General features: G+C 60.9%; 17 protein-coding genes and 1 tRNA gene. 12 read left to right on the top strand and 6 right to left on the bottom strand.

The window, feature by feature from the left end; all coding sequences use genetic code 11:
* Positions 1-12: 12 nt before the first annotated feature.
* Positions 13-1,473, bottom strand: a complete 1,461-nt coding sequence (gene mltF, locus THPRO_RS03215; protein ID WP_236717237.1) for a membrane-bound lytic murein transglycosylase MltF — start codon at positions 1,471-1,473, stop codon at positions 13-15.
* Between the two features lie 94 nt (positions 1,474-1,567).
* Between mltF and THPRO_RS03210 the strand changes: the two genes are divergently transcribed.
* Positions 1,568-1,660: transfer RNA gene (locus tag THPRO_RS03210), tRNA-Ser, on the top strand.
* Positions 1,661-1,820: 160 nt separating this feature from the next.
* Here the strand turns inward: THPRO_RS03210 and glgB are convergent.
* Entirely contained in the window at positions 1,821-3,998 is a 2,178-nt protein-coding gene (glgB, locus tag THPRO_RS03205) for a 1,4-alpha-glucan branching protein GlgB (protein ID WP_065089202.1), read from the bottom strand.
* Positions 3,999-4,163: 165 nt separating this feature from the next.
* On the opposite strand from glgB, the gene glgC reads away from it, so the two are divergent.
* The 5 genes from glgC to THPRO_RS03180 all read left to right on the top strand — a co-directional run bounded on the left by glgC (position 4,164) and on the right by THPRO_RS03180 (position 10,786).
* A complete protein-coding gene (gene glgC, locus THPRO_RS03200) occupies positions 4,164-5,429 on the top strand; it encodes a glucose-1-phosphate adenylyltransferase (RefSeq protein ID WP_038086630.1) in 1,266 nt (421 codons plus the stop codon).
* On the top strand, positions 5,419-7,227 hold the full coding sequence (locus THPRO_RS03195; RefSeq protein WP_038086629.1) for a glycoside hydrolase family 57 protein: 1,809 nt from the start codon (positions 5,419-5,421) through the stop codon (positions 7,225-7,227). The genes glgC and THPRO_RS03195 overlap by 11 nt, the downstream gene beginning before the upstream one ends.
* Positions 7,224-8,708, top strand: coding sequence for a 4-alpha-glucanotransferase (gene malQ, locus THPRO_RS03190; protein WP_065089201.1), 1,485 nt, complete (start codon positions 7,224-7,226; stop codon positions 8,706-8,708). Before THPRO_RS03195 ends, malQ begins: the two co-directional genes overlap by 4 nt.
* Before the next feature lie 158 nt (positions 8,709-8,866).
* A complete protein-coding gene (locus THPRO_RS03185) occupies positions 8,867-10,219 on the top strand; it encodes an adenosylmethionine--8-amino-7-oxononanoate transaminase (protein WP_065089200.1) in 1,353 nt (450 codons plus the stop codon).
* 84 nt (positions 10,220-10,303) lie between these two features.
* Positions 10,304-10,786, top strand: a complete 483-nt coding sequence (locus tag THPRO_RS03180; RefSeq protein WP_065089199.1) for a low molecular weight protein-tyrosine-phosphatase — start codon at positions 10,304-10,306, stop codon at positions 10,784-10,786.
* A 58-nt stretch (positions 10,787-10,844) separates the two neighbouring features.
* Here the strand turns inward: THPRO_RS03180 and rne are convergent, their stop codons facing one another.
* Positions 10,845-13,634: a ribonuclease E gene (gene rne, locus THPRO_RS03175; protein ID WP_065089198.1), complete on the bottom strand. Its 2,790-nt coding sequence runs from the start codon at positions 13,632-13,634 to the stop codon at positions 10,845-10,847.
* A 475-nt stretch (positions 13,635-14,109) separates the two neighbouring features.
* Between rne and THPRO_RS03170 the strand changes: the two genes are divergently transcribed.
* Together THPRO_RS03170 and THPRO_RS03165 are read left to right on the top strand one after the other, a co-directional pair.
* Positions 14,110-15,072: an RluA family pseudouridine synthase gene (locus THPRO_RS03170; protein ID WP_038086628.1), complete on the top strand. Its 963-nt coding sequence runs from the start codon at positions 14,110-14,112 to the stop codon at positions 15,070-15,072.
* Positions 15,069-15,737: an HAD-IA family hydrolase gene (locus THPRO_RS03165; RefSeq protein WP_065089197.1), complete on the top strand. Its 669-nt coding sequence runs from the start codon at positions 15,069-15,071 to the stop codon at positions 15,735-15,737. The genes THPRO_RS03170 and THPRO_RS03165 overlap by 4 nt, the downstream gene beginning before the upstream one ends.
* Positions 15,738-15,769: 32 nt before the next feature.
* Here THPRO_RS03165 and THPRO_RS03160 read toward each other — a convergent pair whose 3' ends face one another.
* From THPRO_RS03160 to THPRO_RS03150, 3 genes are read right to left on the bottom strand one after another with little or no spacing between them, the layout of a single operon-like run.
* Positions 15,770-16,354: a Maf family protein gene (locus tag THPRO_RS03160; protein ID WP_065089196.1), complete on the bottom strand. Its 585-nt coding sequence runs from the start codon at positions 16,352-16,354 to the stop codon at positions 15,770-15,772.
* Positions 16,351-18,189 (bottom strand): sodium-extruding oxaloacetate decarboxylase subunit alpha, encoded by a 1,839-nt coding sequence (oadA, locus tag THPRO_RS03155; RefSeq protein ID WP_065089195.1) that lies wholly within the window; start codon positions 18,187-18,189, stop codon positions 16,351-16,353. The genes THPRO_RS03160 and oadA overlap by 4 nt, the downstream gene beginning before the upstream one ends.
* 16 nt (positions 18,190-18,205) lie before the next feature.
* Positions 18,206-19,624 carry an acetyl-CoA carboxylase biotin carboxylase subunit gene (locus THPRO_RS03150; RefSeq protein ID WP_065089194.1) on the bottom strand — a complete coding sequence of 473 codons (1,419 nt, stop codon included), beginning with the start codon at positions 19,622-19,624 and terminating at the stop codon, positions 18,206-18,208.
* A 161-nt stretch (positions 19,625-19,785) separates the two neighbouring features.
* On the opposite strand from THPRO_RS03150, the gene THPRO_RS03145 reads away from it, so the two are divergent.
* The 4 genes from THPRO_RS03145 to THPRO_RS03130 all read left to right on the top strand — a co-directional run bounded on the left by THPRO_RS03145 (position 19,786) and on the right by THPRO_RS03130 (position 22,584).
* The gene (locus tag THPRO_RS03145; RefSeq protein WP_038086623.1) at positions 19,786-20,307 is read left to right on the top strand and encodes a YceD family protein; all 522 of its coding nucleotides are present in this window, start codon (positions 19,786-19,788) and stop codon (positions 20,305-20,307) included.
* 17 nt (positions 20,308-20,324) lie between these two features.
* A complete protein-coding gene (gene rpmF / locus THPRO_RS03140) occupies positions 20,325-20,513 on the top strand; it encodes a 50S ribosomal protein L32 (RefSeq protein ID WP_038086619.1) in 189 nt (62 codons plus the stop codon).
* A gap of 71 nt (positions 20,514-20,584) precedes the next feature.
* Positions 20,585-21,613 (top strand): phosphate acyltransferase PlsX, encoded by a 1,029-nt coding sequence (gene plsX, locus THPRO_RS03135; RefSeq protein WP_038086616.1) that lies wholly within the window; start codon positions 20,585-20,587, stop codon positions 21,611-21,613.
* The gene (locus THPRO_RS03130; protein ID WP_038086613.1) at positions 21,610-22,584 is read left to right on the top strand and encodes a beta-ketoacyl-ACP synthase III; all 975 of its coding nucleotides are present in this window, start codon (positions 21,610-21,612) and stop codon (positions 22,582-22,584) included. Before plsX ends, THPRO_RS03130 begins: the two co-directional genes overlap by 4 nt.
* Positions 22,585-22,620 lie beyond the last annotated feature (36 nt).

The raw sequence follows: 22,620 nt of genomic DNA, 5'->3' as shown, positions 1-22,620 counted from the left end.
GCGGCATTCGCCTTACAGGCTCGGTGGCGTATTCAGCAACGAGCTTGGCAGTGGCGTATTCAAATTCTGGCCTTTCTGATTGTGGTCGCGGAGCCAGATCAAAATATCGAAATAACTGCGAATATTTTGCACGTATTGGACCGGTTCGCGGCCCCGCGCGTAACCGAATTTGGTCTGTCGGTACCAGCGTCTCTGGCTCAATAAAGGGAGTATCTGCTTCACGTCTGGCCAGCTGTTCGGATTTTTGCCGAACCTGACGGCCAAACGTCGCGCATCCATGACGTGGCCAAGGCCTATGTTGTATGCGGCCAGGGCGAACCAAGTGCGGTCGGGTTCCTTGATGCTGGCAGGTAGTTCGCGTCGCAGTTTGAGAAAATAGCGGGTCCCGCCCATGATGCTCTGTTCCGGATTTAGGCGGTTTTCAACATCAAGATGCTCGGCGGTCGGGCGCGTCAGCATCATCAGTCCTCGCACCCCGGTGGGCGAAGTGGCATTAGGATTCCAGTGGGATTCCTGGTAACTGATGGCCGCCAGCAACCGCCAGCTGATGTGGTATTTCTTGGCCGCGGCCTTGAACAGCGGAATCAGCGGCGGTAGGCGTTGAGCGACATGCTTCATGAAAGTGAATGTGCCCACATAATCAAAGCTTCGGGCATGACCGTAGTAACGCTCGGTAATCCGGTGCAGTTCGCCATTTTTCTCGATTTTGGCAAAAAATGCTTTGGCTGCATGATAAAGGCTGCTGTCGTCATCGCGTCGGAACGCCCATGCCAGTTTCTGGGGGGAGCCTATGCTGAAGGCAACCGCGATCTGGGGATAGAATCTGCGGTTTAGCGTAACGTCGTTGGAGTCGTCCAGCGTGTAATCGAGCTTGCCCGTCGCGACCTGGTACAACAGCTCCTCGATATCGGTATCCGATTCCGCCTGCCAGCCAAGTTGAGGATATTTTTTCTTGAGCTGCCGCAGCCTGGTCTCGAAACTGCTGCCTGCGATCACAGCCAAGCGCTTGCCGATCAAGTCGGATACGCTGCGTGGGCGCGGTTCACCGGCGCGGTAGATGACCTCCTGTCGTATGGTTTGATAGGCGGGGCCGAACCGTACACGTTCGGCGCGTCCGGGCGTGATCGCGATCCCCGCAGCTACCATGTCGACTCGGCCCGATTCGACCATGGGCAAGAGGTCGGAGAAATTGTCGGGGAAAACCCATTTGACCTTGACGCCCAGTTCGTGAGCGAAGGCTTCCACGAGATCGTAATCGAAGCCGGTTGGGCCATCGGGGCCTTGGTAGTAGGTGGTGGGGCCGTTGCGTGTCGCCACAACCAGCACGCCGCTGGCCTTGATCCGATCCAGCAAGGTATCCGGTGTGCGTGAGAGGACATAGACGAGCGTCGTGCTCATCAGCGCGATGAAGGCGGCGATTTCGGCGATTCGAATCAGTTGGCGGCGTCCGCGACGCGTCTTCAGATTGATCAAGCGGTCACCCGTCAAGTGAGTGGAGGGGGGCGATGCATCTCATGCCCGATTTCGCTTCCTCTAGCGGTCGTGGGTTGTTACAATCCGCGCCCTTGGAGAGGTACCGAAGCGGTCACACCGGCACCGACTCGAAATCGGTTGGGGGCTTTACCGCCCCACGTGGGTTCGAATCCCACCCTCTCCGCCATTTTTCGCCAGCCACCGGTTGCCTTGTTCCCAGGCCGGCCTGATACGCACAGGGCGCGCCGGGGGCGCGCCCAGCCGCAGTGTTGGCTTCGCGCGGCGGCGATCATATCAGTTCGGCTCGGCGAGTCCACCCCACGGCCCCTTGCCGACTTGCCGATCGTTCAGTCGGCAGGCTCAAGCACCAGCAGACCGAGCGGAGGCAACTGTAGCGAAAGCGAACGCTCACGCCCCATCCAGGGGGTCGGTTCGGTCTGCATCAGCGGTGGATTGCCAGTATTCGTGCCGCCATAATAGGTGGAGTCGGAATTGAATTTTTCGCGGTAAACGCCGTGGTGTGGCGTGCCCAGTCGGTATTGCTGTCGTGGAATCGGCGTGAAATTGCATACGACCAGGAGATGCCTGCCGGCATCATCCTTGCGCATGAAGCTGATCACCGACTGGGCCGCGTCGTGGCAATCTATCCATTCGAAGCCCTGCCATTCGAAATCCTGGCGATGCAGGGGCGCATTGTCTCGATAAAGGCGATTGAGATCGCTCACCAGCGCGCGAACGCCTTGATGATGCGCGTATTGCGTGACATACCAGTCGAGCTGAGCATCAAAGTTCCATTCGCTCCCTTGTCCGAATTCACATCCCATGAAAAGTAATTTTTTCCCTGGGTAGGTGTACATGAATGCGTAAAGCAGGCGCAGATTGGCAAAACGCTGCCACTCGTCCCCAGGCATTCGGTAAAGTAGCGACCGTTTGCCATGCACCACTTCGTCGTGCGAGAACGGCAATACGAAATTTTCCGTGAACGCGTAGAGCAGGCCGAAAGTCAGCTGGTCGTGATGAAAGTGGCGGTGTATCGGATCCTTGCCGAAATATTGCAGGATGTCGTGCATCCACCCCATATTCCATTTCATTGCAAAGCCCAGGCCACCGAGATCGGGGGGGCGAGTTACCTGGGGCCAGGCGGTGGATTCCTCGGCGGTGATCAGTACGCCGGGGTGGTTGCCTTGAACGGTGGCGTTGAGCTCTCTCAGAAAATCGAGGGCTTCGAGGTTTTCATTGCCGCCGAATTTATTAGGTAGCCAGTCGCCGGCTTCGCGTGAATAGTCCAGATAGAGCATCGATGCCACTGCATCGACGCGCAGCCCGTCGATGTGAAACTCCTCGACCCAGAACATGGCGCTGGAGATCAGGAAATTGCGTACTTCATTTCGACCATAGTTAAAGATATAGGTGCCCCAGTCCCTGTGTTCTCCGAGACGCGGGTCGGCGTGTTCGTACAAAGGCGTGCCGTCGAAGCGGGCAAGTGCATGCTCATCCCGCGGGAAATGCCCTGGCACCCAGTCGAGCAGTACGCCGATGCCTGCCTGATGCAGCCGGTCGACAAGATAGCGGAAGTCGTCTGGCGCACCGAACCGGCTGGTTGGCGCGAAATACCCGGTGGTCTGATAACCCCATGAGGCATCGAGCGGATGTTCGGTGATCGGCAGCAGTTCCACATGGGTGAAACCGAGTTCGCGGACATAGGCCGTGAGGCGGTCCGCGATCGTGCGATAGTCCAGGAAATGCCCCTGGTCGTCGCGCTGCCATGAGCCCAGATGCACTTCGAAGACGGACATGGGGGCATGTAGCCAATCGCTGGATTTGCGTGCCTCCAGCCAGTCATGGTCTTGCCATTCATAGGTGCTGTCGGCGATGGCGATGCAGGCGGTTTGCGGCCGCAGCTCGAATTGACGGGCGTAGGGATCGATTTTGGTGACGATCTGGCCACTGTGCCGATTGCGCAATTCGAATTTATACAGACACCCGATCGCGATATCCGGTAGGAACAGCTCCCAGATACCGGTGCCGCCACGTACGCGCATGGGGTGGCAGCGTCCGTCCCAGTGGTTGAAGTCGCCAATCACGCTGACACGTTCGGCATTCGGAGCCCAGACCGCGAACCGAACGCCAGCCACGCCGTCGACTTGCCACGTATGTGCGCCGAGAATGCGGTAGGCATGCCAGTGCTTGCCAGTGTTGATCAGCTGTAGGTCAAACTCGCTGAGTTGCGGCATGAAGCTGTAAGGGTCATGCCGCTCATGGGCGTCGCCGTTGCTTTCCGTCCAGTGCACGAGCGGATGTGCCGGCAAGACGTCGGCGGACCCACGCCACTCGAACAGGCCTGCGGCCTGTTCGAGTGGCGTCATCGGCAATCGGTCAGCGCCTATCCAGGCCTCGACGGCGTGCGGTAGATACGCCCTCGCGATCGAACCGCCTGCTTCGGCGTGCAAGCCCAGAAAGCCGAAGGGATCATGGTGTCTGGCCTCCAGGATGCGGCCGAGATCACCGGAAAGTGCGTTCGTCATGCCAGCTTGTCCTTGCCTTGTCTTGATTGACGTGCCAGATTGTAAGCGGGCGTCGATTTCCAGTACGCTTTCGACGTCAGCAGTCTAGCACGAGCATCCTGGGTTAACCTGGGGCCGCGACAGTGTTTGTAAGCTCCCATCCGTCAAGTGATAGGAACCGGCAACATGAAAGTGCAGTCGCAACGCTTCGTCAGCCGTCTGACCAGAGACACCCTGGCACTGGTTCTGGCAGGCGGACGCGGAGCTCGGCTAAAGGACCTGACCGCCTGGCGAGCCAAGCCAGCCGTCCCTTTCGGCGGCAAATTCCGTATCATCGATTTCCCGCTTGCCAACTGTATCAATTCGGGCATTCGTCGCATTGCGGTATTGACTCAATATAAAGCCCACTCGCTGATTCAACACGTGCAGAAAGGTTGGGGCTTTCTACGCGGCGAATTCAACGAATTTGTGGAGATATGGCCGGCGCAACAGCGTGTGGATACCTCGTGGTATGCCGGTACCGCGGACGCCGTCTATCAAAATCTCGATATCATCCGCGAGCATGACCCGGAATACATTCTGGTACTCGCTGGAGATCATATCTACAAAATGGACTATGGCGACATGATCGCCTATCACGTGGATACCAATGCGGATATGACCGTGGCCTGTCTCGAGGTGGATTTGGACACGGCCAAGGCTTTCGGCGTGATGGCCTGCGATCAAACGGGGCAGGTTTATGAATTTCAGGAAAAGCCGGCGGATCCATCGCCGATGCCGGGCAAGTCAGATCGCGCACTGGCATCGATGGGCGTGTACGTTTTCAACGCCTCGTTTCTATATGAGCAATTGGTGCGCGATGCCGATGTGTCCAAGTCGAATCATGATTTTGGGCAGGATATCATCCCGCATATCGTGGGGCGGTATCGCGTGATGGCGTTCCCTTATAGGGACACCCAGACGGATACGCAGGCTTATTGGCGGGATGTCGGTACCGTGGATGCCTACTGGGCCGCCAACCTCGAATTGATCGGCGTTACGCCCGAGCTCAATCTCTACGATCAGGATTGGCCGATTTGGACCTATCAGGAACAATTGCCGCCAGCGAAATTCGTGTTCGACGACGATGATCGTCGAGGCATGGCAGTGGATTCAATGGTGTCCGGCGGTTGCATCATTTCGGGAGCCTTGGTGCGTCATTCTCTCCTGTTTTCCAATGTGGAAGTCGACGCCCATGCATTGATAGAGGATTCCGTGATTTTGCCGGACGTGCATGTCGGTAAGAATTGCCGCATCAAACGTGCCGTCGTTGACAAAGGATGTCATGTGCCTGAAGGCATGGTGATCGGCGAAAATCTGGAAGAGGATGCCCGGCGCTTTCATGTCTCACCGGGCGGTGTGGTACTGGTCACTTCAGACATGCTGGGAGCTCCGCGTCGCCGTGCCCGATAAACTAAAGCCGATTCAATTGGTGCTTTGCTGGCACATGCACCAGCCTGAATATCGCGATCATGCCAGCGGCGTATTTCAACTCCCCTGGACCTACTTGCACGCGATCAAGGATTACACGGACATGGTGGCGCATCTCGAGTCCGAGCCCGATGCGCGTGCCGTGGTCAATTTCGCACCGATCCTGCTGGAGCAGATCGAGGATTACGCCATTCAGATCGAGACATGGCTCGAGCGGGGAGAGGCGATTCGAGACCCACTGCTGGCGGCGCTAGGGGCGGAGGACATGCCGCAAAGCGCCGAGCAGCGTCTTTGGCTCGCGCAGTCATGTCTTAAGGCAAACCGTACGCATATGGTCGAGCCCTGGCCCATCTTCAAGGGGCTTGTCGACATGGTCGCCTGGATGCAGCACCAGGACCATACGATCGACTACGTATCCGATCAGTTTCTCGTGGATCTGCTCGTCTGGTATCACCTGGCCTGGATGGGGGAAACCCTGAGGCGCAGTGACCTTCGCATCAAACATCTCATCGAACAGGGTACGCACTTCTCGATGCGCGACCGGCGCGTGTTGATCGAAGTCATCGGCGAAAACCTGACACGACTGTTGGACCGTTACCGTTTGCTCGCGAAACAGGAAAGGATCGAACTGTCGCTGACGCCGTATGGCCATCCGATCATGCCGCTCATGATAGATCTGTCCAGTGCGCGTGAAGCTTGGCCCGAGGTCGTGTTGCCCGAGGAGCCCAAGGGATACCCGGATGGCGTCAGACGGGTGAGTTGGCATCTCGAACATGGGCAGGCGGTATTCAAGCGTGTCTTCGGAATGTCCGCGAAGGGATGCTGGCCATCGGAGGGCAGCATCAGCGGACCGACACTGGATATGCTGGGGCAAGCCGGGTTCCGCTGGGCAGCCAGCGGAGAAACGGTATTGGCCAACAGCCTGAAGGCATCCGGTCGAAAACTAATGGAATCGCGAGACTGGCTCTATACGCCGTATCGTTATGGCGACAGTGGGGTTCGGTGTTTTTTTCGCGATGACAAATTATCCGACGCCATCGGGTTCACTTATTCGACTTGGCATGGGGATGACGCTGCGGCTAATTTCGTGCATGAACTCGAAACCATGGCCGTCAGCCAAGAGGAAGGACACGCCGCGCCCAAGATCGTGTCCGTGATCCTCGATGGCGAGAATGCCTGGGAATACTACCCGGCCAATGGATATTATTTTCTCTCCAGACTTTACAGCCTGCTGGCTGAACACCCCATGATCCAGATGACGACATTTTCGGAAGCACTCACGCTCGTGGATTCGGTAGGGGAGGGCATGCAAGGCGTAGCCTTGGCACAGGAAATGACCACAAAATCTTCCGCCCGCCAGACAACACCCGCACAGCCACCAACAGACAGGCTCAGGCGCATTGTTTCGGGCAGCTGGGTTTATGGCACATTTTCCACCTGGATCGGCGACCATGACAAGAATCAGGGCTGGTCGATGCTCATCGCGGCGAAGCAGGCATACGATAATGCGCTTGCCGAGCATAAACTGAGCGAAGACAGCCTGCATCGCGCAAGTGAGCAGCTGGCCATTTGCGAGGGTTCCGACTGGTGCTGGTGGTTCGGAGACTACAACCCATCGGGATCGGTCAGCGATTTCGACCGGCTTTACCGCCTCCACCTGACGAACCTTTATCGTTTTCTGGAACTTGATCCTCCCGACTATCTTAGCCATGCCTTCACTTATGGTGGCGGGGACCCCGTGACGGGAGGGACAATGCGCCGAGGGCAGGATCCAGCGTGACGCACGCGAGTGATCATGCCGGCGGCCGCGCTCCCTCGGTACTGGGCAGGCGCAGCGCTGGCGTTCTATTGCACCCGACGTCATTGCCAGGGGAGGGCGCCAACGGGACGTTCGGGCGCGAGGCTTACCATTTCGTCGATTTTCTCCATGCAGCCGGTGCCCATGTCTGGCAAGTCCTGCCGCTCAACGAAGTGCACGCGGAGGGCTCACCTTACCAATGTCAGTCTGCGCACGCCGGCGACACCCGGCTTATCAACCTGGCCGATGTCTGTGCGGAATACGGTATCGACCCGAGCGGTGCAGCGCTGGAAAGCCTGTTCGATCAGGTGCGACAGGGGCAGGGGGGGCATTCGGGCGACTGGTGGGCGCGGTTTGCTGACTTCAAGGGCCACAATGCGCATTGGCTTGATGATTTCGCGCTTTACCGCGTACTCAAACATGTACACGGCGAACAACCCTGGTGGGCCTGGTCTGTGCCGTTGCGGGACCGCCAGGAAGCCGCGATGGCTGAAGCTCATGCACATTTCGCACTGAACATCGAGCGCGTGCGATTCAACCAGTTTCTTTTTTTCGAGCAGTGGCAGCGCCTGCGCCATTACGCCAACGGATGCGGCATCCGTGTTTTCGGTGACATGCCGATATTTGTCGCCCATGACAGCGCGGATGTATGGGTGCATCGTGACTTGTTCGACCTGGACGATCAGGGGCATGCCCTATCCAGATCTGGCGTGCCCCCGGATTATTTTTCCGCCACGGGGCAACTGTGGGGTAATCCGCTCTATCGTTGGGAACGGATGATCGATAATGGATTTTCCTGGTGGAAAAAACGATTTGAAACCCAGTTGGAATTGTACGATTTCCTGCGGGTAGATCACTTTCGCGGGTTCGAGTCCTGCTGGTCGGTGCCGATGGGCGAGGAAACGGCCATGAATGGCCATTGGGTCGAGGTTCCGGGGCGCCTGCTGTTTTCCAGCCTGATCGATCACTTCGGGCAGTTGCCCATCGTTGCGGAGGATCTTGGCGTCATCACCGAGCCGGTAGAGGCCTTGCGTGATGATTATGGGTTGCCTGGCATGCGTATCCTGCAGTTTGCATTCGATGGTGACGCCAGCAATCCCTATCTGCCGCACAATCACGTGCGCAATTGCGTCGTGTACACCGGCACCCACGACAACGACACCACACTGGGCTGGTTCGAGGCCTGCTCGGATGAATTGCGTGCCCGCATCATGGCCTATCTGGGCGAGCCTGCGGGCGGTATGCCGATGGCACTCATCCGCAGCGCACTGGTTTCGGTGGCGACTTTGGCCGTTCTTCCGATGCAGGATTTACTGGGTTTGGGGGGGCGGCATCGGATGAATACACCCGGTACCTGTTCCGACGCCAATTGGCGCTGGCGCTTTGACTGGTCGATGTGCCCCGACTCGCTGGCAGCCGATTTCCGGGCGCAGTGCTCGCTTTACGGGCGTCTGGCCTACTGAATCGGGTTGACTGGCCTGTACTTGGCAACGGCTGCTAGACTGCCCGCCTGATCACTTCCTCCCGCCTGCGAGCTGGAGGCCTCGTTCCATCAAGACCCGGCGCCTCGATCGCGGCACCGTGCGGTGAGTCGCCGAGTCTCGATTCTCCGGATACCCGCATGCAAGACAATCAGAATCTGCACGATCGCGATCTGGCGGTGCTCTGGCACCCCTGCACGCAAATGAAAGACCATGAAACTCTGCCGCTGGTACCCATACGCCGAGGCGATGGCGTATGGCTCGAGGATTTCGAGGGCAAACGCTATCTCGACGCGGTGAGTTCTTGGTGGGTCAATATCTTCGGTCACGTCAATCCGCGTATCAACGCGGCCGTCAAAGCCCAGCTTGACACCCTCGAACATGTCATTCTGGCCGGTTTTTCACACGAGCCGGCAGTCAGGCTCGCCGAACGCCTGGTTGACATCACGCCACCGGGACTCAGCCGTTGCTTTTATGCCGATAATGGTTCGGCAGCGGTCGAGGTTGCATTGAAGATGAGTTTTCATTACTGGCGCAATCTCGGGCAGTCCGGGAAAACGAGATTTATCTGCCTGTCCAACAGCTACCATGGCGAGACCCTGGGGGCGTTATCCGTCGGCGACGTTTCTCTGTACAAGGAAACGTATGCCCCCTTGCTGATGGAGTCGATCGTGGTGCCTGGCCCGGATTGTTATGCCCGTGAACCCGGCGAGTCGTGTGCCGATGTAGCGCGCCGGCAGTTCGCGCACATGGAGGCGGCGCTTTCGCGCCACGCACATGAAACCTGTGCCGTTATCGTCGAGCCTTTGATTCAGTGCGCCGGCAGTATGCGCATGTACGATCCTGAATATCTGCGTTTACTGCGCGCGGCCTGCGACCGACAGGGCGTGCACCTGATCGCCGATGAAATTGCCGTTGGCTTCGGCCGCACCGGTACATTGTTCGCTTGCGAGCAGGCCGGCATCAGCCCGGATTTCATGTGCCTTTCCAAGGGGCTGACGGCAGGGTACCTGCCACTTGCCGCGGTGATGACGCATGATCGGATCTATCAGGCATTTTACGATGATTACGAACGCATGACGGCATTTTTGCATTCGCATTCGTATACCGGCAATCCGCTTGCCTGCAGCGCCGCACTGGCCACGCTCGATATCTTCGAGTCGGATGATGTCATCGCCCGGAATCGCGAACTGGCGACCCATATGGGACAAGCAGTCGCGCATTTGAAGGATCATCCGCATGTGGCCGAAATCCGTCAGACGGGAATGGTGCTGGCCATCGAGATGGTGGCGGACAAGGCTAGACGTGTGCCCTATCCCTGGCAGGAACGGCGCGGTCTGCGTGTCTACCAGCACGCGCTCACGCGCGGCGCGTTGCTGCGACCACTGGGTAATGTGGTGTATTTCATGCCACCTTACGTCATCACACCGGATCAGATCGACTTTCTGGCTACGGTCGCGACCGAAGGTATCGATCTGGCCACGCGCGATTAAATGGCCGGACATGATGGACATGGAGTTTGCGTTTGCCATGAGTCATGGGTATCCAACCCGTTTCAATATCGGTAGGAAGTAAAGATGCAGGATATCGGGGTGCTATTTGTATGCATGGGCAACATCTGCCGATCGCCTGCAGCGCAGGGCGTATTCGAGCGCCAACTCGAACGGGCTGGACTTGCAGGCCGTGTGCGCGTGGATTCGGCGGGCACGCATGCCTACCATGTCGGCGAGCCGCCAGACAGGCGGATGCAGGCGGCAGCCCGAAGGCGCGGATACGATCTGTCGTCGCAGCGGGCACGTCGTATCGAGTCAGCCGATCTGACGCGTTTCGCCCATGTTTTGGTTATGGATCAGGCCAACTTGGATGCCTTGCGCGATCAGGGACTTGGCTTGCAATCGCTGCCATCGGTGCAGTTGCTGATGAGCTTTGCGCCGGAACTTGGCGTTATCGAAGTGCCGGATCCGTATTACGGGGGGGGCGAAGGGTTTGAGCGTGTGCTGGACATGGTCGAGGCAGCTGGAGAGGGCCTGATTGCCGAGATACGCCGGCAGTTAGGCTGAGACGTCGCAAGATTAAGAGGCCGTTCCGTCCATGCTTAGGGCGGAACGGCCTGGACCGTCAGCCTTCGGCCGTCTTATTTGAGGTCGAGGCGGGCGACTCGGGGCGTTCCGCAGCGGCGACTTCTTTCGAGAGATCGGCCGGCTTGACGCTCGGTGCGTGTCTGGACGCAGGCTCACGGCTTTCCGTCGCCGGCGCGGTCTCGGGCTTGGAGGCCGGCGGCCGATCGCCGCCACTAGTCTCGGGGCGGTCTTGCGCCGCTGGGCGTTCTGCGGGAGCGGTCTGTGGCGGTATGTTGGCCGCGGCAGGCTGCGCCGCCACCTGCGGCTTCGACTCCGCCGAGGAGCCCGGAGCTGCCGTTGGCTTGGAGTTGCGGCTGGTTTCACCACCTTCGTCTGCGTGCCTGGACTCGGGGGGTGTGGTCGTCATCGAGACATTCGGAGCGGAGCTTTCCGCGGACGTGGAAGGGCGTTGTTGTGCCGTTTGGGGCCGCTCTGCCTCCGTCTGTTGCGGAGACGCCGCGACTGCAGCCGTATCTGCATCAGGTGAGCGTCGCTGGCCGCCGCGCCGGCGACGATTGCGACTGCGTCCCGTGTTCGGCGAACCGTCGTCGCGCGCGCCTTCATCGTCGCCTGCCGGCCTGTCCGCGGCAGCGGGCGCATCCGTGTTCTGCGAAACGTGTTCCGATGCGTCTGCCTGCTGCCCATTTTCGGCTGCTTCGCTTCGATCACCCGACTCCCTGTTGCGTCCGCGGCGGCGATTGGAACGGCGGCGGCTGGAGCGAGAGCGGGGTGCCTGAGATTCGTCCCCGGTATTTGCGGTTTCGACGCGCGAGCCGGTTTCTCCATCGGGCGTGTTCGACTTGCGCGCAGCTTCCGTATCCTTGGCGTTCTCTGGCCTTTCGCCGTTTCGTGCCTGCCCGGTCGCCGCGCGCCGTCCGTCTGCGCGGGCTTCCCCACGACGCTGGTCTTCGGTGCGCGCCGGCTTGTCTCGTCGCGCGCGAGGCTTTTCCTGCTGCGGGTCGGTGGTGCCGCCAGAGGAAGGCGTGATTCGCGCCTGTGGGCGAGGGCGCTGGATGCGCTCTTCGGTCTGACGTGCGTCGCCACCGGACTCGGGCATCGGCGCGAACAGGCTGTGCCAGATGCGCGTGATCAGCCCCGGCTTGATGCCATCCCCGGACGGGGCCGGCGCTCCGGTTTCGGTGGTCGGCGTGGGCATTGCCGTCGGCGGCGGCGCAACCATGGAAACGGCGGGAGCCTGCGGCTGCGAAGCGCCGCCCGCTTTGGCGGTGGCCTGCACGCTCGGCTCGGGCGGAGTGTCGATTAGTTTGTAGCTGTGTTGCGTGGCGGCTTCGCTATCCCCGTCCTTGGTCTTGCCGTCATCGCGTATCCGTTCCAGTTCGAAGTGCGGCGTTTCCAGCGAGGGTGTCGGCACGACTACGATACGCACCTGGTGGCGCTGCTCGATATCGGTCAGCGTGCTGCGCTTCTCGTTGAGTAGGAACGTACCCACTTCAACCGGTACCTTGGTGAGCAGCTGGGAGGTCTTGTCCTTGATCGCTTCTTCTTCCATCAGGCGAATGACCGCAAGCGCAAGGGACTCCACGTCGCGGATGGTGCCGTGACCGCTACATCTGGGGCACACGATGTGGCTCGATTCGCCCAAGGAGGGGCGCAGTCGCTGACGCGACATTTCCAGCAAGCCAAAACGGGAGATGCGACCGATCTGAACGCGTGCGCGATCGAGCTTGAGCGCGTCGCGCAGGCGATTTTCGACTTCGCGCTGATGCTTGCTTGGCGCCATGTCGATGAAATCGATCACCACGAGACCGCCGAGATCACGCAGACGTAGCTGACGTGCGACCTCGTCCGCTGCTTCGAGATTGGTGTTGAGCGCTGTTTCCTCTATGTCGCCACCCTTGGTTGCGCGCGCCGAGTTCACGTCGATCGACACCAGTGCTTCGGTGTGGTCGACGACGATGGCGCCACCGGACGGCAGCCTGACCTCGCGCTCGAATGCGCTTTCGATCTGATTTTCGATCTGGTAGCGGTTGAACAGGGGCACGCGGTCCTCATAGAGCTTCAGTTTCCGCGCGCTCTGGGGCATGACCTGGCGAACGAAGTCGAGTGCCTGCTCGTAGATTTTGGCGTCGTCGATGATCACTTCCGAGATGTCGTTGCGGAAGTGATCGCGAAGCGCCCGAATGATGACGTTGCTTTCCTGGTAGATCAGGCAAGGGGGCTTGCGTTCGGACGAAGCCGTGCGGATCGCCTCCCACAACACCATCAGGTAGTCGAGATCCCACTGCAGTTCTTCGGCCGATCGCCCGACGCCAGCGGTACGCGCGATCAAGCCCATGCCCTCGGGCACCTCCAACTGACTCATCGCATCGCGCAGCTCGCTGCGGTCATCACCTTCGATACGGCGCGAGACGCCACCGGCACGGGGATTGTTCGGCATCAGGACGAGATAGCGTCCTGCGAGGCTTATGAACGTGGTGAGGGCCGCGCCCTTGGTGCCGCGTTCTTCCTTTTCGACCTGCACGAGCAGCGTCTGGCCTTCGCGCAGCGCCTCCTTGATGGTCGGTCGCGAGGCCCCGTCCCTTACCGCCTCGGCGTAATATTCGCGTGCGACTTCCTTGAACGGCAGAAAGCCGTGACGTTCGCTGCCGAAATTGACGAAGGCGGCTTCCAGGCTGGGTTCAACCCGGGTGATGATGCCTGTGTAGACGTTGGACTTCTTCTGTTCGCGCGAGGGAACTTCGATGTCTAGGTCGTACAGCTTTTGGCCGTCGACCATGGCCACGCGCAGCTCTTCCGGCTGGGTGGCATTGATCAGAATGCGTTTCATGGATTGGCGTGTCTCTGAAGGAGAGCCCGGGCGCCAGGACCCGGGGCTGACCGGGTGCATGGTGATCCGCGTGGAACAGGCTGCCGAAGTACAGGGTCAGCCAGTCGCGGATCAACCGTTGTGTCTGGGTCGGCCAGTCGTGGCGACGCGAGGCTCTAAGTGTTGTCATGCCGTTTTTGTGCCCTGCATGGCGCCGGGTGGCCGGCCGACCCATGCACGACGATACGGGAAGCGAGATTCGTCCGCCGTATGTGAGAGTCGTGCAGAAGCCATCCATGAACAAGGTCAAACGGTACCTTACGTATTGGGGTCTCTCCGATCCGGAGACGACCCTGGAGTGATCCGGGCCTGGCCCGATCACGGGGAAATCACTGCTGTATGGGGCTTTTGTGTTGCGTATCGCTAATGCCCCTTGCAAATATAGCAAGGATGCGCGTGCGCATCAAAGCCGGTTGTGTGCTGATATCATGGATTTATGAAAACGACTTCGCAAAACGATTCACCTCGGGTGCGGCAGCTGGTGATCGACGAACGCCATGCGGGGCAGCGACTGGACAACTTCCTGCTGCGCGAACTCAAGGGTGTATCCCGAAGCTTGATATATCGCATCGTCCGACGTGGCGAGGTTCGGGTCAACGGCGGTCGGGTCAAGCCCATGCACCGTCTCGAGCAGGGTGATACCGTGCGGGTGCCGCCGGTTTCCGTGCAGCCGTCGATTGGCGCGGCGGAGGATGTTCCGGAAGCGTTGCTGGCCCGGATCGAAGCCGCGATCATGCACGAGGATAACGATCTGATCGCGCTGGACAAACCGGCCGGCCTCGCGGTGCATGGCGGCAGCGGGCTGCGCTTCGGTCTGATCGAGGCGCTGCGTGCCGCCCGACCCCATGCGCCGTTTCTGGAGTTGGCGCATCGTCTTGACCGCGAAACCAGTGGCCTTTTGCTGATCGCGAAGTCGCGGGAGTGCCTGACGCGTCTGCATACCCTGCTGCGCGGCGACGGAATGGACAAACGCTATCTGGCTCTGGTGCACGGTGCCTGGCAAGGCGGTGCAAGGCAGGTCGATCTGCCGCTGATCCGAGAAGGAGAGCGAGGAGGCAGACGCAATGTCAGCGTTGATGATCACGGCATCGAGGCGCATAGCGAGTTCAAGCCGATGCGCAGATTGCCCGAGCATACCCTGATGGAGGTGCGCATCGGCACCGGCCGCACACATCAGATCCGCGTGCATGCAGCCCATATCGGTCATCCGGTCGTGGGCGATGCCCGCTACGGCGACTTCGGCGCCGATCGAGGCAATCGCGCGCTGGGGCTCAGGCGCCAGTTTCTGCACGCAGCCGAATTGCGCTTTCAAATGCCTGTCACCGGTCGTCGTTACCATTTCAAATCCGACCTGCCGCCCGATCTGCAAGGCTGCCTGGACAGCCTGGAGTCCGCATGAAACGAGAATTTTCCTTACTGGTGTTCGACTGGGATGGCACGCTGATGGATTCGGAGGCGAGAATAGTCGCCAGCATGCAGCGTGCGATGCGTACGCTCGCGCTCGACCCGCTGCCAGCGCCCGCCATCCGCCGCATCATCGGGTTGGGTATCCAAGAGGCGGTATGCAGCTTGTACGAAGGTGCCGATCATGACTTCGTCGCGCGTTTCGCGGCTGCTTATCGCGAGGCATTCATGCACGGCGAGAACGTGGCCCAGCAGTTGTTTCCCGGAGTGGGCGATGTGCTGGACGAACTTGAGCGCGACGGCTATCTGCTCGCGGTTGCCACGGGCAAGGGCAGGGCCGGTCTGGATCGCGGACTGGAGGCGACCGGCTTGGCGCCACGCTTCCATGCGACGCGTTGCGCCGATGAAAGCCGGTCGAAACCCCATCCGGCCATGCTTGAGGAATTGATATCGGTCTGTGGCGTGACGCCCACGGCAACCTTGATGATCGGCGATACCACCTTCGATCTGGAGATGGCCCGCAACGCCGGTGCGGCAGCGATCGGTGTGAGCTATGGCGTCCATCCCGAGGCCCATCTGCAGGCCCTGTCGCCTCTGACGATTCTCGACCGCATCACCGATCTGCCGGCTTGGCTTCGTGATTACCGTGCCGCCGCCTGAGCCGGCATGACCGTTGCGCGGCGACCGCCTGGCTACGCAGGTACCTGGATGCCCGCCGCACGCAACATATCGCACAGCCGTATCAAGGGTAGCCCGACCAGGGCACTCGGATCGTCCCCGCGCATGTGCCTGAGCAGGGATACGCCCAACCCCTCGGACTTGACGCTGCCGGCGCAGTCGTAAGGGCGCTCGGCTTGCAGATAACGTTCTATTTCATCCGCATCGAGTTCCCTGAATTCGATCTCGTAACTCACCACATCCTCCCAGCGGACGCCGGTGGCGGCGTCCAGCAGGCATAGCCCGGTATGGACGGCTACGCTTCGTCCCGAAGCCGCCAGCAGCTGGGATCTTGCCTGTTCGTGCGTGCCTGGCTTGCCGACGATTCGGTCATCGAGCACGACGCATTGATCGGAGCCGATCAGCAGGGCATGCGGGAAGCGCGGACGCAAGGCGCCGGCCTTGTCGCGGGATAGGCGTTCAACCAGTGCGCGGGGCGGTTCATCCGGTGCTGGCGTTTCGTCGATGGCTGGCGCGGCCGTTTCGAAGGGGAGTTCAAGCCGGGCGAGCAGCTCGCGTCGGTAGGGGGAGGACGACGCCAGTATCAGCTGCCGGCTCATGGCGCAATTTCAACCAGGGTTTCGTCCGGATTCACGCTGTCTCCCTTGACCACGTGAATAGTCTGCACCGTACCGCCGATGGCGGCCTGTATCTCGGTTTCCATTTTCATCGCTTCGATGATGAGCAGCGGGTCGCCGGCCTTGACGGTTTGTCCGATTTCGACCAGCACTTCGATGACGGTGCCCGGCATCGTGGTGGAAATCTGTCCCGGGCGCGTGGCGCGCGGGCGAAGGCTGCCGCCCGCGCGGGTGCGTTGCGCAGCTTCGCCGCCTTCTCCGCCGAGTTCGGCTTCGTCCAGGACCTCGAGCATGATTTCCTCGGGGATGCCGTCGACGGTGACATAAAACGGCCTGATGTCATCGCGTCGATGCCCGCTGCCGGTGACCTTTATATGGTAGGTTTCGCCATGCAGGGTGGCATTGAACTCCAGCGGCGCGGCACGGGGCGCGGCCGCTTCCCTCTGCGGTGGCGCGGGTGGGAGCAGAGGCTCCGGTTGCAGCGTGGATTCGGCGCGCTGCTTGAGGAACTCGGCCCCGATTTCGGGGAACATGGCGACGGTCAGCACATCTTCTTCCGTATGCGCGAACTCGCCGGCCTCCCGGCGCAGCCGATCCATTTCCGGGGGGAGCAGGTCGGCAGGGCGCTGCGTGATGGTTTCCTGGTTGCCGATCGCCTGGCGGCGCACGACCGGATTGACCCGGCCGGGTGCGCGGCCGTATCGCCCCTGGAAATACATCTTCACCTCGTTGGTGATGGTTTTGTAGCGCTCGCCGGTGATGACATTGAGTACGGCCTGGGTACCCACGATCTGCGAACTCGGCGTGACCAGCGGCGGATAGCCAAGATCCTCGCGGACGCGCGGGATTTCGGCAAGTACCGCGCCAAAACGGTCGAGCGCCCCCTGCTCGCGGAGCTGGTTGACCAGATTGGAGATCATGCCCCCAGGCAATTGGCTACTGAGCACGCGGGTGTCGACACCGGTGTACTCGCTTTCGAACTGGTGGTATTTCTTGCGCACCTCGCGGAAATAGAAGCCAATTTCCTGAATCAAGCCGAGATCCAGCCCGGTGTCGTACGGCGTGTTGGCCAGGGCCGCAACCATGGCTTCGGTGGGCGCATGGCTGGTGCCTCCGGCGAAGGCCGAGATGGCGGTGTCGATATGGCGGCAGCCGTTTTCGATGGCCTTGAGGTGGCACATCTCGGCTTGCCCCGAGGTGGCGTGTGTGTGCAGGTGGACCGGACAGTCGACGGCATCGGTGAGTGCCGCAAACAGCTCGGCCGTATTGAAAGGCGTCAGCAGGCCGGCCATGTCCTTGACGACGAGGCTGTCGCAACCCAGCTTGCGCAGCTGCTTGGCCTGGCGTACGAACTGTTCGACGGTATGCACGGGGCTTTGGGTGTATGAAATCGCGCCCTGGGCATGTTTGCCCGCGTGCTTGACCGCTTCGATGGCCGTCTTCACGTTGCGCAGGTCATTGAGCGCATCGAAGATGCGGAACACGTCGATGCCGTTGCCGGCGGCGCAGGCCACGAAATCGCGCACTACGTCGTCGGCATAGTGGCGGTAGCCGAGCAGGTTCTGTCCGCGTAGCAACATCTGCAACCGCGTGTTCGGCAGGGCTTCGCGCAGCTTGCGCAGACGTTCCCATGGATCTTCCTTGAGAAAGCGCAGGCAGGCGTCGAAGGTGGCGCCGCCCCAGACTTCGAGCGACCAGTAGCCGGCCCGATCCAGCCGTTCGCAGGCCGGGATCATGTCCTCCGTCCGCAAGCGCGTGGCAATCAGGCTCTGGTGGGCATCCCGGAGAATGGTGTCGGTGATGTGTACCTGTGTCATGGTCTGTCCCGCTGGGTCATAGGCCGTGATGGGCCGCAAGCGCGGCGGCGATGGCGGCGGCCACCTCGCGCGATGAGCGTTTGAGCGAGTATTCGGTCAATTCGGGATGCGCCTCGACGAAGCCGGTGTCGAAGCGCCCCTCGGCAAATGCCGGCATGTTGAGAATTTGCAGGTGGTAGGGGATCGTGGTCTTGACGCCGTACACGCCGATATCGTGCAAGGTGCGGCGCGCACGTCTCAACAGACCGTCCCAGTCGGGCGCCCAAACGATCAGTTTGGCCAGCATCGAATCGTAGTGCGGCGGTATGTAATAGCCGGTATAGATGGCGCCATCCGTACGCACGCCGGGCCCGCCCGGCGCGAAATAGCGCGTGATGCGGCCGAAGCTCGGCAGGAAGTCGTTTTGCGGATCCTCCGCATTGATCCGGAATTCGATCGCATAACCGTTACGTGCGATGTCCGCTTGTGTGTAACCGAGCGGCAAGCCGGCGGCCACGTTGATCTGAGATTGCACCAGGTCGACACCGGTGATCATTTCCGTGACGGGATGCTCGACCTGCAGTCGCGTGTTCATTTCCATGAAATAGAAGCTGCCGTCGCGGTCCAGCAGAAATTCGACTGTCCCGGCGTTGGTGTAGTCTACTGCCTGCGCGGCTCGCACCGCGAGTTCGCCGACGTATGCGCGCTGCTTGTCGTCGAGTTGTGGCGAGGGCGCGATTTCGAGCAGTTTTTGGTGCCTGCGCTGTATCGAGCAGTCACGTTCAAATAGGTGTACGACTTGACCGTGCGTGTCGCCCAACACCTGGACTTCGATATGCCGCGGATCGACTACGGCCTTTTCCATGAATATCTCGGCCGAGCCGAAGGCCTTGGTCGCTTCGGAGAGGACGCGGTCATAGTGGCGCCGAAGATCGTCAGGGCTGTCGCAACGGCGGATGCCGCGACCACCGCCTCCGGTGGTGGCCTTGAGCATGACCGGATAGCCGATCCCATCCGCCAGGGACAGCGCCTCTTCGATGCTGGTGAGATTGCCTTCGCTGCCGGGGACGACGGGAACTCCCGCGGCGATCATGGCCGCGCGCGCGGCCAGTTTGTCGCCCATGCGTTCGATGACTGCGGCGCTGGGGCCGATAAAAGCGATGCCGCGCGCCTCGCACTGGCGCGCAAAGGCGGCGTTCTCGGACAGGAAGCCGTAGCCCGGGTGGATGGCGTCGCAGCCCGAAGCGCGAGCCAGGTTTACCATGCGGTGCACGCTCAGGTAGCCGGACTGACTGTCAGGGCCGATGTAGTACGCTTCGTCGGCTTTCTTGACATGCAGTCCGTGCCGGTCCGCGTCGGTGTAGACTGCGACGGATGTGATGCCAAGCTCGGCGCATGCGCGGATGATGCGCACGGCGATCTCGCCACGATTGGCAATAAGGATTTTCTTGATCATGGCGTTATTATGGCCGCTGCGTGGTCGCTCGGGGGGGTGTCGGCGCTGGCGCCCGCGAAAGTATCCCAGCAAGACCGTGTGCGGGCAACCGCGCAACGCAGGTCGCGCGCCCTTGGCAGGCTTTGACAGAGCCCTCATAAAGCCAGTAAAATTGACGGCTTATGTCTGACAAGCTGCCTCAGCGTATCGACCCGATCAGGGCGGCGGAGCAAGGCCGGGTGTTGCGAGGGCGGGTGCCCGTCCGGCAACTGCCGCGGCTGTTCGAGGTCGTCGTGGCCGAAGGCGACCCTATCGAGGTTGAATTTCGCTTCGAGCGGGATATCGATCGGCGGCCTTTCGTCGCCCTCGATTGTCGAGCCGAGCTGCTGCTGCGCTGCGAGCGCTGTTTGGGCGAGGTCCGCTTCGAACTCGACCAGCGGCAGCGTCTGGAACTGATCGATGGTTCGGTCGGTACGGTCGAGCCAGGTCCGGAGAGCTTGGTGGTGGGCGAAGACGGACTGTATTTGCGGGATCTGCTGGAGGATGAGGTTTTGCTTGCCCTGCCGCTGATCCCGCGACACGGCTCGCGCGAAGCATGCGACCAGGAAAATCTGGTCTGGCTGGCCGGACCCGAAGTTGACGAGAAGCCGAAGCCCGAGCAGGCGGCCAATCCGTTCGACGTGTTGCGAACATTGAAAGACTGATAACTGGAGAGAAACACATGGCTGTTCAGCAAGGACGTACCACCCCGTCACGCCGCGGCATGCGCCGCTCGCACGACGCCCTCAAGCCGCCGGCGCTTTCCGTCGACCCGACTACGGGCGAGACGCACCGCCGTCATCACATCACGCCTGACGGCTTCTACCGCGGTCGTCAAGTAATCAAGCCGGAAGCCGTTTCCGAGGAATAAGCTCGCAAATCCCATCCGGATTTGTCGGTTATGACAGAGGCGCCGCGATCCTTGCGGCGCCGGAGGCTTGCATGACGCGCATCATCACGATCGCCCTGGACGCCATGGGTGGCGACATCGGGCCCTCCGTGACGGTTCCAGCGGCCGTCGAGTCGGTCCGTGAACACAGCGATCTCAGCCTGGTTCTGGTTGGCGACGAACAGGTCATACGAGCCGAACTGTCGCGCCTGGGCGCCAGCGAAGGCGAGCGCCTGAGCGTGCTACACACCACCCAGACCGTCGGCATGGACGAGCCGCCCGCACAGGCACTGCGCGGCAAAAAGGATTCGTCCATGCGTGTCTCGATCAATCTCGTCAAGCAGGGCAATGCGCAGGCTTGCGTCAGCGGCGGCAACACCGGCGCGCTGATGGCCACCGCCAAATACGTGCTCAAGACCTTGCCGGGTATCGATAGGCCCGCGATCTGCACCACGATTCCCGCGATCAAGGGGCATACTTATGTGCTGGATCTCGGGGCCAATGTCGATTGTTCGGCCGAACAGTTGTACCAGTTCGCGGTGATGGGGTCGGTACTGGTCAGTGCCGTCGACAATCAGGCGAGTCCGCGCGTCGGCCTGCTCAACATCGGCCAGGAAGACATCAAGGGCAACGACCAGGTTCGCGGCGCCGCGCAATTGCTCGAAAACAGCGATCTCAACTACATCGGCTTCGTGGAAGGCAATGACATCTTCCTCGGCGAGGTCGACGTGGTGGTGTGCGACGGATTCGCAGGCAATGTCGCGCTCAAGACCATGGAGGGTACCTCCAAGACCATTGCGCATTTTCTGCGCGAGGAATTCAGCCGTTCCTGGATGACCCGGCTCGCGGCCTTGTGCGCCGCACCGGTGCTCGGTGCGCTCAAACGCCGGATAGATCCGCGCAAATATAATGGTGCCAGCTTTCTGGGCCTCGGCGGTATCGTGGTCAAAAGCCATGGCTCCTCCGACAGCGTGGCCCTGCGCACCGCCATCGAGGTGGCGCGACTGGAGGTTGAAAAGGCCGTGCCGGCCCGCATCGACAGCCAGCTGGAGGCATTACTGGCCAGGCGCGCGAGCGCATGAGCATCTACGCGCGGATCGCGGGAACAGGCGGCTATCTGCCGGAGAGAATCCTGAGCAACCAGGATCTCGAGCGCATGGTGGAAACCAGCGATCAGTGGATCACCGAACGGACAGGTATCAAGAAGCGTCATATCGCGGCAGAGGGGGAAGCCACCTGCGATTTGGCCGAGGCCGCTTCGCGCCGCGCACTGGAAATGGCGGGGCGTCGCGCCGACGAGATCGATCTGATCGTGGTCGCAACGACGACGCCCGATCGCATCTTCCCGAGCACGGCGTGCCTGCTCCAGGCGCGTCTGGGCGCCGCGGCTGGGTGCCCTGCCTTCGACATCCAGGCCGTCTGCACCGGCTTTGTCTACGCCCTTGGCGTGGCAGACAAATTCATCCGTGCCGGCAGCGCGCGCTGCGCCCTGGTGGTGGGCGCCGAAACCTTTTCGCGCATTCTCGACTGGAGCGACCGCTCCACCTGCGTGCTGTTCGGCGACGGCGCCGGCGCCGTCATACTGGAGGCGAGCGAAACGCCGGGCATTCTATCCACGCATCTGCATGCCGACGGTCGCTACGAATCGCTGCTCAATGTGCCGTACGGAGTCTCTGAAGGGCACGAACACCTGGAGGCCGGCGAAGCCAAGGTCAAGATGCGCGGCAACGAAGTATTCAAGATTGCGGTCAACACGCTCGGTCGCATCGTCGACGAGACGCTGGCAGAGAATGGCATGAGCAAGTCGGACGTCGACTGGCTGGTGCCGCATCAGGCCAATATCCGCATTATCAATGCCACTGCACGCAAGCTCAGCATGCCGATGGAGCGCGTGGTAGTGACCGTGGATCAGCACGGCAATACCTCAGCCGCTTCGGTGCCGCTGGCGCTGGATGTCGCCGTTCGCGACGGGCGTATCCGCCGGGGCGAAACCGTGCTCATGGAGGCCTTTGGCGGCGGCTTTACCTGGGGATCGGCGATCCTGAAATTCTGAAGCCGCTGCGATACGCGCTGCCACCTTCGGCGCGCG

Source organism: Acidihalobacter prosperus (assembly GCF_000754095.2).
GTDB classification, from domain to species: Bacteria; Pseudomonadota; Gammaproteobacteria; order DSM-5130; family Acidihalobacteraceae; genus Acidihalobacter; species Acidihalobacter prosperus.
Note: the sequence above shows the minus strand (reverse complement) of the source record. Positions and strands in the feature narration are given on the sequence as shown.